A 15,707-nucleotide genomic window follows, 5' to 3' on the forward strand; every position below is an offset into this window, starting at 1 on the left:
CCGTTTCTAAGCTGCAATGCTCGGCTGCACAGAAGGGGAAAGTTAGTCCGCGCCATTCTGCTGGTTCAGATCAATTGTCTGGAACTGATCTTTCAGGCACACTCAAGTAAATGGATACGTATAGCTATGCTATATAAATTGATCAATGAGCCTTCTCATTTTTAGTGGACGAGAATGTATTAGCTGTCTTTAGCTTTTCTCTTTTTACCGATGATACCTTGCAAGGTCCTGAAGCTTACAAGCTTGTCTACCTTGCATGGGCTCAATATTAAAGTTGTTAGACGGCACTAGGAGGGCCGGGAGATATGTCCGATCTAATTCAAGTTGTCGAGATTGTCTCGACCTTCATTTGGCCTGTGCTCGTTTTCGTTGTGATTCTCATGCTTCGCCGTTCACTAGAGCGTTTCATTAGGGCGTCCAAGAAGCGCACCGTTGGTGATCTTGAGATTAAATTCGACGAGCGACTAAGTGCGCTGAGTGAAGCGGTAGCTGATATCAGGGGGCCCGATCGGCATAAGCGACTTCTCGCAGAGAAGAGGGATCGACTTTTAAAAATTCCGAATGTGTCGTTCCACTTCGCAGATCGCGACCGGATCTCTAGTTTCTACAACGACTACTTTCGCGAGCCAACGGTTGACAGCTTGGTCCGTGAAATCGCCAGCGAAGTGTCAGGCGATGTCAGCGGTAAACTGCCGCAAGTGATTGAGGCAAAGGCCGGTGGGAAGGATCTGACAAAGTGGATCAGCACGATTCGGTTGCCAGAAACGTCACTTAATGGAATGTTTCTTCGATACCAGAGAGAAACGATCAAGAGTGATCAAGTCGAGCTAGGTATGGAGTTAAGCGAGGTTGAGCTCTCTGAACTGGAGGAGTTCGATAATTTGGTGGATAAGTTGAGTCAGCAGTTCTCGCTATCCGTGCTGCCTGAAGAGAGGGAAAAGACTGAGGTGGCACTTAAGGAAAGAGCTGCCGAACAAGCTTTGAGTACACTTGAGCGGGCGACCGGATGGGTACTAGTAGAGGGCTCGTTTCTGATCTCAGACGAAGGTAACGACTTCTACAAATGCATGTACACCCACCCTGTCAGTTCCTACACTGAGCAGTCCGGTCATGCTGTGCACGTTTCTTTTCTTTTGCCGAAGTCTAAGATTGAACCTTCCGTCGCCGGCAATTATCTCCAGTCTATTGGAGGCGAAGTTCCGCTCCATATTTACGGAGAAATTTGGCAGCCTCTGAACCGCAACCAGGGTCGTTGGGAGGTTCAAATCACTCCCCTTGCTGTGTATTAGGAATGCCATACCGTCTAACAATTACATCCAGCCGGCCCAAAAAGCTATCCTCGCTTTTAGGGCAGCTGATGTGAAGCGTTAGCTGTTCACCTTATGACACCCAAACTGATCAACAGACTGATAAAGCCGATAAATAGATATCGTTTTATTATTTTGGCCTCAACCATATTAGGTTGGGGAGTGCTCTGGTTCATATTTCTTGAACCATCAGGCATGAATACCAGTGTTTCTTTTGATGGTAAGCCTATAGGCTTTAAGTCCTCCATATTATTAATGTTCTGGATGACTGGAGTTTCGTTTGTTGTTTTTAGTTACCGAAACTTGAAAGAGCATCCTGGAAGAGAATCGAGCATCCTTAAAAAAACTGACTATTTACTAGCTAAAGGCTTTGAGTGGCATGGTTCAGTTTTTTTCACAATCTGGTTCATTGGGCTTATGCTAGGAACTTTAATTGTGACATTCAAATGGATCATAGAATAAGCGTCTAACAAGGCGCACAAGCAAGGACACGCTAACGCGTGCCTCTGCTTGAGGCGTTAAAGCCTACAAAGCAAACAACTACTCACCCATGGGCAAAGCCCATGAGAGGCAAGCGTAGCGATGCCAACATCTGAATAGGCCGCACTTAGGTGAGGTAGAAAACCATAACTGGAGCCTATTCAGATATAAACGAATAACGAACAACAAAAAAGAGAGCCATCAGGCTCTCTTTTCTTTTTTGCACTTCAGCTATTTCTAGCCGCGGTTGTTAGTGTAGCTCTTCGTATTTCTTTTGAATGGCTACCAGTGCCGGTTGTGCTTCGAGTGGTGCGTAGGCGATAGCCTGATCGAACAGGTCTTTATTCTCTTCGGAAAGACGCTCCTCTTCATCCATTGCAGATAGCTTCTGCATCGCTTCGATAAACTTTGGGTGCTGTTTTTTTGCAGGTTTCATAGGAACTACCTCCTCAGTGTGCAGTGTTAACTGCATCGTTTTCAGCAACTAGGTGCGATAGATGGTTTGAATAAGGTGAAAACCAAATTTAGTTTTCACCGGCCCGTGGATCTCTAATACTTTCTTTTTGAAGACGACATTGTCGAATGCTTTTACCATGGCGCCGGGGCGGATCTCGCCCAGTTCGCCGCCGCGTTTGGCTGAGTTACAGAGGGAATGCTTTTTTGCCAGCTTAGCAAAATCTTCCCCTTTGGCCAGTCGCTGCTTTAGTTTTTCAGCTTCTTCTTTTGTTTTTACCAGAATATGCCGTGCAGATGCTACAGCCATGTTACCCACTCCAGATATGCGCAGTATAACCTGTTTACAGAATTCTTACTTTAAAACGGCGACCTTTGATCTTGCCGTTAATTAAACGACCATGGGCTTTACGGGCCTGATCACGTTGTACTGCTACATAAGCAACAAAATCATAGATATCTATTTTACCGACTACGCTACCCTCAATTCCGGCTTCACCGGTCATGGCTCCAAGGATATCACCAGGGCGGATCTTATCTTTTCGACCACCGGCTATGCATAGAGTTCGCATGGCTGGCTTAGTCGGCTCTTCGGAGCTGATCTTCTTCAGGCTGCTAAGTGATTCTGTGTGCAGGCTGAGGCTCTGGTATTCGCTGATTGCTTCCAGTTTATAGTCTTCAGAGTCCCGGTAGATACTCAGGGCCAGACCTTCTTTGCCCGCCCGGCCAGTACGGCCAATACGGTGGATGTAGATCTCAGGGTCACGTGGCAGGTCGTAGTTGATAACCACTTCCAGATCATCAATATCAAGGCCCCGGGCCGCAACGTCGGTCGCGATCAGGATTGTGTTACTACGGTTGGAAAACTGTACTAATACCTGATCACGCTCACGCTGATCCAAGTCGCCATGCAGGGCGGCGGCAAAGTAGCCTTCATTACGCAGGTGGTCAGATACTTCACGACACTGGTCTTTAGTGTTGCAGAAGATAACCGCAGATTCCGGCTGATGGTGGCTTAGCAGGCGGGATAGTGCTTCGGGCTTCTTGGTCCGTTCTAACGGATAGAAGATCTGCTCAATCTGACTGGTGTTGTGTAGTGATTCAACCGTGACTTCGATCGGATCTGTTTGCAGGTCGGCACTCAGCTTTTGAATCCCTTCCGGGTAAGTCGCAGAGAACAGCAGCGTCTGACGTTTTTTTGGGGTGTAGTCGATGATGCCTTCGATCTGCTCATAGAAACCCATATCCAGCATGCGGTCGGCTTCATCCAGTACCACGGTAGTACAACGTTCCAGATGCAGTTTACCTTTACGAATCAGGTCCTGAATCCGTCCCGGCGTACCAACAATGATATGTGCGCCATGTTCTAGAGAACCGATTTGAGGACCGACAGGCTGCCCGCCGGACAGAGTGACGACCTTGATGTTGTTCTTAAAACGCGCCAGACGGCGAATCTCTTTTGCTACCTGAGTACTGAGCTCCCGGGTAGGACAAAGCACCAGTGCCTGAGTACCGAAGTCTCGCTGGTTGAGGTTCAGCAGCAGGCCAATAGCAAAAGCGGCGGTTTTACCGCTACCGGTTTTGGCTTTGGCGATCAGGTCTTTGCCTTCTAGCGCGAAGGGCAGGCTTTGAGCCTGAATCGGCGTCATCTCGTTATAGCCCAGATCAGACAGATTGCTGAGCATAGAAGTAGGCAGATTTAACGAGGAAAAAGAGGTATCGGTCACGGTGTACTCGGAGGTAAGAGTTGAATTGCCGCGATTATACCTGAAATGAGTAATGAACACCGGGGTAGCGGTTAAGTTTCTTTAAAGCTGAAGGGATAATAGCCGAAGTGTATTATCTGACTCGAATGGAAACAGGGTCTTTATTAGATACGGATCATCTATAAGTGACGTGTTGATTGATACCGCTTTGGGCTTCTAAGGATGCTGAGAGTGTTGCTAGTAACACGTGTAGTCATGGCTAGCTGATGACTCATCCTTTCGGGGATGATCTCTGCTAATTCGGATGAGTCGGCTTTGTTTCTATTACTGTTTTTACGAACACTACTGTTGCGACTTTGTTTGTCGCGATTGTCTTTTTTGCCAGCAACGATAGGGCAAAAACCTCTGCGGTTATTAGTGCTGTTCGGTATTTTTTGCTGCCAGCCTGTCTTTGCTTTCGCTCTGTTTTCGCCGGCTCCCGATGATCATCTCTACCAGCGTTGGCAGGCTCTGCTGGAAACCCCGGCGGGGCAATTAAATACAGCTGAAAAACTTCGTCTAGTGGATGAGTTTGTAAATCAGGTGACATATAGCCCGGATCGAATTGAACAGGGAATGACCGACTACTGGCTGTCACCGGATGAGTTTTTCCGGTTGGGACGAGGGGATTGTGAGGATTTCGCCATCGCTAAGTTCTTCGGTTTGCTGGCGTTGGGTGTACCGGAAGCTTCATTGAAGCTGGTTTATGGTCGTCTACCTGAAACAGGGCTGTATCATGTGTTATTGCAGTATCAACCGGACTCTGGTGCTGAACCTCTGTTACTGGATAACCTGACACTGACTCCCACAGTTGCCTCTAAACGCACGGATTTTAAGCCGTTGTATAGTTTCGATCGGAATTCTGTTTGGTTTATGGATGGCTGGCAGAGCAAGGTTCGTTCTTCTACTCCGTTGAATACAGGGCAGTGGCAGCGGGTTTTAAGTCAGCAATCAGCTGGCAGAGAGTGGCTGGCGTTACGCTAAGCCTATAACGTCAGTATTGCTGTTTTGGCAGTAATTCTACGGTTGGCAGCAAAATATCACTGATCTCACCATCCAGCTTAAGGCTGGATATATCATCGGCCCGGGTTTTACCCCGGGTAAGAGTGACAATGGGTTTGCCCATCTGTTGAGCCTGTTTGCAAAACCTGAAGCCGGAATAAACCATCAGTGATGAACCGATCACCAGTATGCCATCGGCTTGCTGTAGCTGATCTATGGCATCAAAGACCCGCTGTTTTGGTACGTTATCGCCGAAGAACACAACATTGGGTTTCAGTATGCCGCCACACAATTCGCAATCGGTGACCTGAAAACGATTAAAGTCGACACCCTCCAGGTCGGCATCGCCATCCGGTGCTGCGGCAGCAGTTAAACCTGCAAAGGCTGGATTCAGATCGGCCATCTGCTGGTGGATATGATTACGATCATAGTGTTGATCGCATTCCATGCAACGGACCTGATCAGAACGGCCATGCAGATCTATCACCTGCTGTTGGCCTGCTTGCTGATGTAAGCGATCAACATTCTGTGTGACCAGCTGCTGGCAGTAACCTTTCTGCTCCAGCTGCTGCAGACTATTATGAACCGCGTTGGGGCGGGCTTTAGCCATGAGTGGCCAGCCGATCAGGCTGCGGGCCCAGAAGCGTTGGCGGGCCAGAAGGCTGGTCATGAAGTCCCGGTGTTGTACCGGAGGGGAACGCTTCCACTGCCCATGCTTATCCCGATAATCGGGAATGCCTGAACTGGTACTGCAGCCTGCGCCGGTCAGTATAAACAGCTGTGGATGGTTGTGGATAAAGTCAATCAGGGGTTGCGACATTGCTTCAGTTTACTGCTTCTCTTTCTGAGGGACAAAGTCTGTTGGAAAAATAAAATGAACTGAGCTAACGTTTATGCTGGCTGAGTAGTTTGACCATGCTCAGGTAATAGCTTTCATGGATGAAAGTGATGGAACCTAAGACAAGGAATGTCTGTATGTTCACAAATGCTCCGATTTTTCTTCTTCTTATTAGTTTTTCTGTGTTTGTTCAGAGTGTTGAAAAAACCACAACTAAGTCTCCTGAAGACGCTTATCTGACATCTGATTCAGCTAGTCTAAGGCTGTCGCAGTGGCGTAATTTAATCCGCATGAAGCACCGTTTCCGTGCGGAAACAGATATCGTTGCTGTTGTTGATGATTTTATAAACAAGGCCAAATATCAGCCAGATGAACAGCGTCTCAATGGCCAGGACTATTGGGCAGCGCCAAAGGAGTTTGTCGCTGCAGGGCGGGGAGATTGTGAAGATTTTGCTATTGCTAAACTGTTTACCCTGCAAGCGATGGGAGTGCCCGTAAAACGGTTACGACTGGTTTTTACCCTGTTAAAGGGAGAGAAAACGCGTCATCTTGTCTTGTTGTATTCCCCTGAGGATGGATCAGAGCCCTGGGTATTGGATAACCTGACAACTAACATCAGGGTGGTAAGTCAGCGTACTGATCTGCAACCGGTCTTTAGTTTTACACCAAAGAAAATCTGGATGATGAAAGGCTGGCAGCAAACAGTGGAATTATCCAGGCCGTTAAATTTACCAAAATGGACGCGTATAACCCGTAACTGGCAGGCAAGGCTGGATGAATTTACCGGATAATTAGTACAAAAAACCGCGCAGTGCGCGGTTTTTTTATGCCCGGTATTATTAAATACCTGACTTATCCACCAAATTTGGCTTTGACTTCCAAGCGACGACGGTGCAGAACCGGCTCGGTGTAGCCGTTAGGCTGAACCCGGCCTTCAACACACAACTCTACAGCTGCCTGGAAGGCGATACTGTCGCTGAAGTTTGGCGCCATCGGACGGTACAGAGGATCATCAGCGTTCTGACGATCAACCACTGCGGCCATACGCTGCATCGTTTCCATTACCTGGGCTTCAGAGCAGATACCGTGGTGCAACCAGTTACAGATGTGCTGGCTGGAGATCCGCAGGGTTGCGCGGTCTTCCATCAGGCCTACATCATTAATATCCGGTACTTTAGAGCAACCTACGCCCTGATCAACCCAGCGTACAACGTAACCCAGGATACCCTGAGCATTGTTATCCAGCTCTTGCTGAATCTCTTCAGCGGACCAGTTAGTATCGGTGGCAACCGGTACGGTCAGAATGTCATCCAGATTAGCCCGGTCACGCAGCTTCAGCTCTTCCTGACGGGCGAATACATCAACCTTGTGGTAATGCAGTGCGTGCAGGGTCGCCGCTGTTGGTGATGGTACCCAGGCGGTGTTAGCACCGGACATCGGGTGGCCGATCTTAACGTCCAGCATGTTGGCCATCTGATCCGGAATTGGCCACATACCTTTACCGATCTGCGCGCGACCTTGCAGGCCACAGTTCAGACCGTTATCAACGTTCCAGTTTTCGTAAGCGCCGATCCAGGCGGCTGCTTTCATTTCGCCTTTGCGGATCATCGGGCCCGCTTCCATCGAGGTGTGGATCTCGTCGCCGGTACGGTCCAGGAAGCCGGTGTTGATAAATACAACACGGTCGCTGGCAGCACGGATACACTCTTTCAGGTTAACGGTAGTGCGGCGCTCTTCATCCATGATGCCCATTTTCAGGGTAAAGCGATCCAGACCCAGAGCATCTTCGATACGGCCGAACAGCTCGTTAGCAAATGCCACTTCTTCAGGACCATGCATCTTAGGCTTAACGATGTACATCGAGCCGGTTGTGGTATTGCTGAACTGACCGGTGCCTTTGATATCGTGAATAGAGATCAGGCTGGTAACCATACCATCGAGAATACCTTCAGGAATCTCGTTGCCATCTCTGTCCAGAATCGCATTATTGGTCATCAGATGGCCAACGTTACGAACGAACAGCAGGCTACGGCCTTTTACCGCAACTTCAGTACCGTCAACACCGGTATAGGTACGATCCGGGTTCATGCTACGGGTGAAGGTTTTGCCGGCTTTGGTCACTTGCTCAGTCAGGTCGCCTTTCATCAGGCCCAGCCAGTTACTGTAAGCAACCACTTTATCATCGCCATCAACGGCGGCGACTGAATCTTCACAGTCCATAATCGCGGTGAGTGCTGATTCCATGATCAGATCACTTACGCCGGCGGCATCGCTTGCGCCTGTAGGACTGCTACGGTCGACCTTAATTTCAAAGTGCAGGCCGTTGTGTATCAGCAGGATCTCAGATGGAGCGCTGGCTTCACCGTTAAATCCGACCAGTTGAGCTTCATTCTGCAGACCCGTCTCGGTGCCGTTTTTCAGGCTCACGATCAACTTGCCGTCGCGGATGCTGTAACCATCGGAGTCTTTGTGGCAGCCAGATGCCAGTGGAGCAGATTCATTCAGTACGTTACGGGCAAACTCAATAACTTTAGCGCCGCGTACCGGGTTATAACCAGCGGTCAGTTCGGCGCCGCCGTCCTGAGCGATTGCATCGGTACCATAGAGGGCGTCGTACAGACTACCCCAACGCGCATTGGCAGCGTTCAGGGCAAAGCGGGCATTCATAACAGGTACAACCAGCTGAGGGCCAGCCATGGTTGCCATTTCAGGATCTACATTGCTGGTAGTCGCGGCAAAGTCTTCGCCTTCCGGCAGCAGGTAACCTATCTCTTGCAGAAATGATTTATAAGCCGCGAAGTCGAATCCCTGATCGCGGTTAGCGCGATGCCAGGTATCGATCTGTTCTTGAATGGTGTCGCGTTTAGCCAGTAATTCCCGGTTTTTTGGCGCAAGGTCGTGGACGATGCCGTCCAGGCCTGCCCAGAATTGTTCCTGGCTAACGCCAGTACCTGGGATGACTTTATCGTTAACAAAGTTGTAAAGAACTTCTGCGACCTGCAAGCCGCCTGTCTGTACCCGTTGACTCATAATTTTACTGCCTCATTTAAACGTGTCCGGGTCTGATGCGAGGCTATCAGCCCAGTAATTTTTTGTATGCCGCATTACGGAAGCTCCTAACAGCAGTCGTAAGTGGCTTTTTCGTTCTTGTGCGTCGCAACAATATCTTAAATAGCGGGGGCTGTCGCCCCCGACCACGCCTAAAGTATGATGCTAGTCACCCGATCGGGGCAGCTATCGATTTCACATACTAAAAAATCCAGCTGTCAGGCTGAGTCAGCGGCTGTTGTTTGTCTAAAGCACTGAGACCTTTAACACAACGCACAATAAACCAGATCAGATTGAACAGCAGAATCAGGTAGCCAATCAGAATGAACATAGTTAACACGCCGATGAAAGCGTATAGCAGGCCCAGCCAGAAGGTTCGAATCTGCCATTGGTAATGGGTTTTCAACCAGTCGGGAGCATCTCCTTTATTCACATAGGCCATAATCAGGCCAACAATGCCTGTGACACCAATGACCAGACTCACCAGATAAAGGATGTAAACAATTTTGGCATTTCCTGTTTTGCCCTGCTGCGCTTCTGCGACTTGATTCATTAGCGTAAATCTCCATTTTGCTATGGCTTAGATTAAATCGGTGGTTATGAAATATTGGCCCGGATATTTTCCGGTAGCGGTACTGAGCGGCCGGAACTATGATCCATCCAGACGACTTTTGAATAACCTTCGCTGCAGAGCTGATCCGGTTGGTCGGTGGTACTCAGTTCATACCAGACCATAAAGCTGCTGCGGCCAATCTCACCAACATAGCTTTTGATGATGACCGTGGCCGGGTAAGTCACCGCACGCAGGAATGTACAGCCGACATTGATCACCACCGGATCGATACCATTGCCATCCATTGATGCGCCGATCTGCGCCAGAAACTGAACCCGCGCTTCTTCCAGGTAACGCATGTAGAGTGCGTTGTTAACATGGCCGTAGGCGTCCATATCGCCCCAGCGAACGGCTATTTCACACTGATGAAGCAGGCGGCGCGGCGCTGATTCCGGAGTGTCAGTCATTATTTGATTTCCTTATTGTTCTATTTAGAGCAACACAGATATTACTCTATTCAGCGGCCGGTTTGTCACCCTTCAGGTTCAGATCCAGTTGGGGGAACGCGATCTCTATCTGATTAGTGCGGAACAGGTTATCGATGGCGGTATGCAATTCATCGATAGTCTGGCTCCGGTTATCCATTGAATTAACATGGGCGCGCAGTTCAAAGTCCAGGGTGCTGGCACCGAACGCGAGGAACAGCGCGGTAGGGCTGGGGTCTTTCAGTACGTTACTGCTGCTTTCGGCGGCTTGTAACAGTAACTGCCGGACCTGATCGGTATCGCTGCCATAGGCGACGCCAACGTTGATAATGACCCGGGTAATAGCATCGGTCAGGGACCAGTTAACCAGTTGATCCGTAATAAAGGTTTTATTCGGAATAATGACCTCTTTACGATCCCAGTCGGTGATGGTTGTTGCCCGTATCTGAATCCGGCTAACGGTGCCGGTGACGCCACCGATAGTGACGGTATCCCCGATGCGGACCGGTTTCTCAAACAGAATGATAAGTCCTGAGACAAAGTTAGCGACGATCTCCTGTAACCCGAAACCAAGACCAACACCTAGGGCTGCGATCAGCCACTGTAGCTTGCCCCATTCGAGTCCGAGAAAGTTAAGAAAGCTGATCAGACCGGTGATGATCAGGCAGTATTTCAGCAGTGTGGATATGGCGAAACTGGTGCCTTGTGCCAGGGGCAGGTAGTTGAGGATCAGCAGCTCCAGTAAACCGGGCAGGTTACGGGCGGCGATCAGCGTAATAATCAGTGCAGTAAACGCAAACAGCATCTGTTTCAGGGAGATGCTGTCGATCACTTCACCTTCTGAACCCTGGCTGGTGGTAGACCAGAGGGTCACAGTATCGAGGATCTCCAGCGTGGGTAACGTCCAGCCCAGAGTGAGCCAGAGCAGGCTGATAAAGATCACTGCGATAGCCGTTTTTAGTAGCATAGTGCCCTGAGCTGAGATGGTTTTCAGGTCGACAAAATCTTCTTTTAAAAGCGGTTCATCTTTCTGTTCTTCGCGCGCTGAGACTATTTCAGCGCGGCGCGCTTTGACCCGGGCAAAATGAAGTTTACGTTCTTCGATTAACAACCAGCGCTGGCCTAGTTGGAAGAGCAGATAAACCAGAATGCCGATACAGACCAGAATAAAAAGCAGACCAATCAGAATGCTGGCAGAGAGCATGTAGCCCCATAGAATGAGTCCGATCATACAAAGATTGAACACTGTGATCAGACCGATCCAGCCACGAATATTGCTCCATATGCGTGGCTGATTACTGCTTTGCAATAACATCGGTCCGCTACGCCACAGGCTGAGCCAGAACAAGGTAAAGCCGATTGTCAGCAGGATCAGTACTAAGCGTCCCGGTCCGGCCCTGACCTGTTCCGAATCGACGGCGTCGAATATGAACAGCAGCATGATCAACGGCATGTTGGTCCAGAACAGTACCCGAATCCGGTGATATAACGTACTTATCAGCTGTTCGGGCATTTCAAACTGGCCCAGCAACAGACCATAGGGGGTTTGCATCCAGGCCCGCAGGCTGAGGTAAAGCCAGCTAAGGAAAGCGGTGATATAGAACAGGTTGCGTAGTTCCGGGTAAGGATCGCTGGTGGCAAATGCCAGGCCGGTCAGGTAAAGCAGCAGGGGCAACGGGATTACGCAGATGGGAACATAAAGTAAAGGTTTGAGGCTGTGCTTTATATTATCGCTGGAGACATTACCCAGCTGTTGGCACCAGTGTGGCTGCCGGGCAATAAGATAGCTTCGCAAGAGTATCGCAGGTAGCAGGACCAGCAGACAGAGTATCAGTGGCCAGGCCATCCGGGGCATTAATACCTGCCACTGGCGGTGCACTATTTCGGGTAACTGCTGATAGAGTTCTGCGGTGCCGGCTATCAGGTCGCTGAACCAAGAGCTACTGACCGGTAGCGAGCTGGGTAGCCAGAGCAGATGTTTATTGAACAGTGCCCGCGAACTTTCGATCTGGTCATTGGCTTGCTCCTGTACAGAGAGTAGCAGTGATAACTCATTGATCTGTTGCTGTTGCGCCGTGCGCAGTTCGGTAGTCAGGTTGAGCAGGTCCTGTTCTAACTGTTGTAGTTGTTGTTGCTGGTCAGCAGAGAGTGGTGCTTTGCTATCGCTGCTAGGTTCGCTGTCACGCTGATTCAGGTTTAGCTGACTCAGACGCAGCCTGTTCAGCTGGTTTCGGGTTGTTTCGGTATTCAGGGGTTTTGACAGTTGCTGAATATGGTGACGGATTTCAGAACCGAGGTAACCGATACTGAGCTCCAGCTGTAACTGAATAGCCCGGTAGCTTTGCTTAATAAGCAGGAGTTGTTGCTCCAGCGCTTTACGCTGCTGCAGGGTTTGTTCACGGTTAGTCAGGGTGCTGCGCAGTTGTTCAGAGACAGCCTGATTCCGAATGATAGCCTGCTGTAGTAACGGATGATCGGTGGCACTGGAAATTGCCGGTTGAAGCTCGCTGAGTGTCTTTTCTAATGCAGCCCGGTTCTGCTGCTGCAGTTGCTGTTCGCTACTGTTAATCCATTGCTGATACTGATCGATACTCAGCCTGGTGAGTCTTTGTTCAAGCTCGGCAAGTTCGCGGCTACCGGGTAAAGCCAGGATTTCCAGTTCGACCACTTCCAGCTGTGTTTGTTGCTCCCTGAACCGGCTTTGCTCCAACAGTATGCGGGCCTGCTGACGTCCGTTATCCGGGGAGAAGTCCGTGGTTGGCGGACCTGAGCTTAGCTTTTGTTGCAGATCGGCTTGTTGTTCCCTCATATCCAGGAGTTTCTGGTCGCTGCTTTGTAACTGTTGTTGCAGTTCGTCCTGCTGCTTTTGTAGGTTAATGAGCTCGGCTTTATTTTGTACTAGTACCTGTTCCAGCTCGGTGGCTGGTAAGCGGGAAATGTCGGGCAGGGGTTTCAGTGGTTGTTTGGCGATTGTTTTGGTCTTTTTGAGCAGGCCTGGCTGTTGTTCAATCTGTTGGCGTAGTTTATCCGCCTGACGCTTATGCTGTTGTGCCTGTTGCAGGTGCTGCAGTGCCTGTTGATAAGTCTCTTTAACCGGGTTGCTGATGTCCGGATCGAACTGATCGATCTGGCTCTGGACTCTTTGTAATTCTGTCTCCAGATCGGCCCTGAGTATCGGACTGAGCAGAAGCAGTAATAACAGGGGTAACAGTAAACGCATTGAGTATCGATCCCGCAGGCTGTCGTTAACTATTTGAATTTTAATATAGCTACATAAGATACCCTGACAAGGAATATGTTCCCGATCTGACCTAAATTATATAGAGACAGGTTACTGTGTTAGCCGCTCAGGTGTTGTACAGTCATCTGATCAGAGGATGAAAGGAGCCGATTATGCAGATGCTGAATGCTGAATTATTACGCAGTGGTCTGCCGGCTTTTGAACAGGCCAGGCTTAGTGGATCTGATGAGCTGTTAAGAGAATATCTGGCGTGTTATGGCTTGCGCCTTATTCTGGATGCAGGACATCGACTGGAAGCTTGCCAACAGAATGTACTGGGGCAGGCGCTATTTGTGCAGCATTATAGAACCCGGCTGACAGCGAGAGGTACGGTTGTTGTCCTGCATGGTTATTTTGATCACAGCGGCTTATACAAGCATCTGATCTCATACTTGCTGGAAACCGGTTGGGATGTGCTGATCTATGATCTGCCCGGTCACGGCTTGTCTGAAGGCAGAGCTCTGTCTATCGATGCGTTTACCTCCTACGCACGGCAATTAACGGAACTGATACAAAGTCGGGCTGAACAATTGACCGGGCCCTGGGTAATGTTAGGCCAGAGTACCGGCGCAGCTATCGTTATAGAGCAGCAGCTCAGGTTTGGATATCGTGAATGGCCGGTGAAAGCGCAGGTGTTGCTGGCGCCTTTGGTTCGTCCTTGTGGCTGGCAGGATATAGTGAAGAAATACCGTTGGTTACGTTTTCTTATCCGCTCTGTGCCACGTACTTATGGCGCCAGTTCCGGTGATCAGAAGTTTCTCGACTTTATTCGCTATAAAGATCCGCTACAGCATCACCGGATTCCCGTTAAATGGATCGGAGCGATGTTGCGTTGGGTCGAGTCTGTGGAGCAGATGTCTGGCTTGCCGACCCGGCCGCTTTGTATTCAGGGAGTAGAAGATGAAACGGTAGAGTGGCGCCATAATCTGGGAGTGCTGGGGCGATTATATCCGGGGCTGGATATTCATCTGTTGCAGAAGGCGCGACATCATCTGGTCTGTGAAGAGGCCGGGATAAGGTTGCAGGTATTCCAGATGATAGATGAGCATCTGAACAGAGAGCTCAGACAATAAAAAAGGCAGCCTGGGCTGCCTTTTTTTATTTTCGACTAATAATCAGAACAGACGACGAGCACGGATAGTGCCGTTAACCTGCTTCAGCTTACCCAGTGCAACTTCAGAGCTGCCAGCATCAACATCGATAACTACGTAGCCAACTTTTTCGTTAGTTTGCAGGTACTGACCAACAATGTTTATATTGTTCTCAGAGAACAGGTTGTTGATCGCACTCAGTACGCCCGGTACGTTCTCGTGAACGTGCAGCAGACGGTGAACATTAGCGTGTTCTGGCAGTGCTACTTCAGGGAAGTTCACAGACGTAATGGAAGAGCCGTTGTCACTGTACTTGATCAGTTTTTCAGCCACTTCATAACCGATGTTTTCCTGTGCTTCCATAGTGGAGCCACCTACGTGCGGTGTCAGGATAACGTTATCGAATTCACGCAACGGAGAGAAAAACTCATCGTTGTTAGTACGTGGTTCAACCGGGAATACATCGATCGCCGCGCCTAGTAAGCGTTGCTCAGCCAGTGCGCTACATAGAGCATCAATATCAACAACAGTACCGCGGGCAGCGTTAAGGAAAATAGAACCCTGTTTCATCTCTGCAAACTGAGCCGGGCCCATCATATCTTTAGTAGCGGCTGTTTCCGGAACATGCAGGGAAACAATATCACAAGTGTTTAACAGCTCTTTTAGTGAGCCCATCTGAGTTGCGTTACCCAGTGGCAGTTTAGTGACTACATCGTAAAAGTAGACGTGCATGCCCAGGGATTCAGCGATAACGCTCAGCTGAGTACCGATGCTGCCGTAACCGACAATACCGAGCTTCTTGCCACGGATCTCGTAAGAGTCTTTGGCTGATTTCTGCCACTCACCACGGTGTGCCTTAGCATTCTTTTCAGCCACGCCACGCAGCAACAGAATAGCTTCAGCAATAACCAGTTCAGCTACTGAACGGGTATTAGAATAAGGTGCGTTAAATACGGCTACGCCGCGCATGGTTGCTGCTTCAAGGTTAACCTGATTGGTACCGATGCAGAAACAACCGACAGCAACCAGTTTCTTAGCTGCGTCGAATACAGCCGGAGTAAGCTGAGTACGGGAGCGAAGACCGATAAAGTGAACATCTTTCACTCGCTCAATCAGCTCTTCTTCCGGTAGTGAGCCGGTCAGATACTCGATGTTGGTATAGCCGTGCGCATTCAGCGTATCAAGAGCTGACTGGTGCACGCCCTCCAGCAGCAGAATTTTGATCTTGCTTTTGTCCAGAGAGGTATTTTGGCTCATTGTATGGAACTCTTTTTTATATGGTGACTATCCCGTGTGTGGCAGGATACCACCGGATTAACCGGTAAAAGAAAGCGCGCTATGTTAACACAGTGTTCGTTGAAAAGGGGGAGCCTAAAGAGGGGATCTGGTGGATTTTTATTCAACTGAATATGAATCCGAATCAAT

Annotated in this window: 14 protein-coding genes; 5 read left to right on the plus strand and 9 right to left on the minus strand. The window is 49.4% G+C overall.

Features of this window, described 5'->3' with window-relative positions; genetic code table 11:
* Positions 1-305: 305 nt before the first annotated feature.
* The gene (locus EHS89_RS18580; RefSeq protein WP_124927673.1) at positions 306-1,289 is read left to right on the plus strand and encodes a hypothetical protein; all 984 of its coding nucleotides are present in this window, start codon (positions 306-308) and stop codon (positions 1,287-1,289) included.
* 93 nt (positions 1,290-1,382) lie between these two features.
* Positions 1,383-1,769 (plus strand): hypothetical protein, encoded by a 387-nt coding sequence (locus EHS89_RS18585; protein WP_124927674.1) that lies wholly within the window; start codon positions 1,383-1,385, stop codon positions 1,767-1,769.
* A gap of 268 nt (positions 1,770-2,037) precedes the next feature.
* Here the strand turns inward: EHS89_RS18585 and EHS89_RS18590 are convergent, their stop codons facing one another.
* From EHS89_RS18590 to dbpA, 3 genes are read right to left on the minus strand one after another with little or no spacing between them, the layout of a single operon-like run.
* Positions 2,038-2,223: a hypothetical protein gene (locus EHS89_RS18590; RefSeq protein ID WP_124927675.1), complete on the minus strand. Its 186-nt coding sequence runs from the start codon at positions 2,221-2,223 to the stop codon at positions 2,038-2,040.
* A 48-nt stretch (positions 2,224-2,271) separates the two neighbouring features.
* Positions 2,272-2,550 carry a peptidylprolyl isomerase gene (locus EHS89_RS18595; protein WP_124927676.1) on the minus strand — a complete coding sequence of 93 codons (279 nt, stop codon included), beginning with the start codon at positions 2,548-2,550 and terminating at the stop codon, positions 2,272-2,274.
* Between the two features lie 34 nt (positions 2,551-2,584).
* A complete protein-coding gene (dbpA, locus tag EHS89_RS18600; RefSeq protein WP_124927677.1) occupies positions 2,585-3,967 on the minus strand; it encodes an ATP-dependent RNA helicase DbpA in 1,383 nt (460 codons plus the stop codon).
* 357 nt (positions 3,968-4,324) lie between these two features.
* On the opposite strand from dbpA, the gene EHS89_RS18605 reads away from it, so the two are divergent.
* Positions 4,325-4,969, plus strand: a complete 645-nt coding sequence (locus tag EHS89_RS18605; protein WP_170167550.1) for a transglutaminase-like cysteine peptidase — start codon at positions 4,325-4,327, stop codon at positions 4,967-4,969.
* 10 nt (positions 4,970-4,979) lie between these two features.
* Here the strand turns inward: EHS89_RS18605 and EHS89_RS18610 are convergent, their stop codons facing one another.
* A complete protein-coding gene (locus tag EHS89_RS18610) occupies positions 4,980-5,807 on the minus strand; it encodes an NAD-dependent protein deacetylase (RefSeq protein ID WP_124927679.1) in 828 nt (275 codons plus the stop codon).
* Between the two features lie 155 nt (positions 5,808-5,962).
* Between EHS89_RS18610 and EHS89_RS18615 the strand changes: the two genes are divergently transcribed.
* A complete protein-coding gene (locus EHS89_RS18615; protein WP_170167551.1) occupies positions 5,963-6,616 on the plus strand; it encodes a transglutaminase-like cysteine peptidase in 654 nt (217 codons plus the stop codon).
* 61 nt (positions 6,617-6,677) lie between these two features.
* Here EHS89_RS18615 and EHS89_RS18620 read toward each other — a convergent pair whose 3' ends face one another.
* The 4 genes from EHS89_RS18620 to EHS89_RS18635 all read right to left on the minus strand — a co-directional run bounded on the left by EHS89_RS18620 (position 6,678) and on the right by EHS89_RS18635 (position 13,131).
* Entirely contained in the window at positions 6,678-8,855 is a 2,178-nt protein-coding gene (locus tag EHS89_RS18620) for a malate synthase G (protein WP_124927681.1), read from the minus strand.
* A 220-nt stretch (positions 8,856-9,075) separates the two neighbouring features.
* Positions 9,076-9,426, minus strand: a complete 351-nt coding sequence (locus EHS89_RS18625; protein ID WP_124927682.1) for a DUF4870 family protein — start codon at positions 9,424-9,426, stop codon at positions 9,076-9,078.
* A 44-nt stretch (positions 9,427-9,470) separates the two neighbouring features.
* Positions 9,471-9,893, minus strand: coding sequence for an acyl-CoA thioesterase (locus EHS89_RS18630; RefSeq protein ID WP_124927683.1), 423 nt, complete (start codon positions 9,891-9,893; stop codon positions 9,471-9,473).
* A 46-nt stretch (positions 9,894-9,939) separates the two neighbouring features.
* On the minus strand, positions 9,940-13,131 hold the full coding sequence (locus tag EHS89_RS18635; RefSeq protein ID WP_124927684.1) for a mechanosensitive ion channel domain-containing protein: 3,192 nt from the start codon (positions 13,129-13,131) through the stop codon (positions 9,940-9,942).
* A 173-nt stretch (positions 13,132-13,304) separates the two neighbouring features.
* Here EHS89_RS18635 and EHS89_RS18640 point away from each other — a divergent pair, with 173 nt between their 5' ends.
* Positions 13,305-14,264 (plus strand): alpha/beta hydrolase, encoded by a 960-nt coding sequence (locus EHS89_RS18640; protein WP_124927685.1) that lies wholly within the window; start codon positions 13,305-13,307, stop codon positions 14,262-14,264.
* A gap of 42 nt (positions 14,265-14,306) precedes the next feature.
* Here the strand turns inward: EHS89_RS18640 and serA are convergent, their stop codons facing one another.
* Positions 14,307-15,539 carry a phosphoglycerate dehydrogenase gene (gene serA / locus EHS89_RS18645; protein WP_124927686.1) on the minus strand — a complete coding sequence of 411 codons (1,233 nt, stop codon included), beginning with the start codon at positions 15,537-15,539 and terminating at the stop codon, positions 14,307-14,309.
* Between the last annotated feature and the right edge of the window lie 168 nt (positions 15,540-15,707).

This window comes from Amphritea balenae, from assembly GCF_003858655.1.
GTDB lineage: Bacteria > Pseudomonadota > Gammaproteobacteria > Pseudomonadales > Balneatricaceae > Amphritea > Amphritea balenae.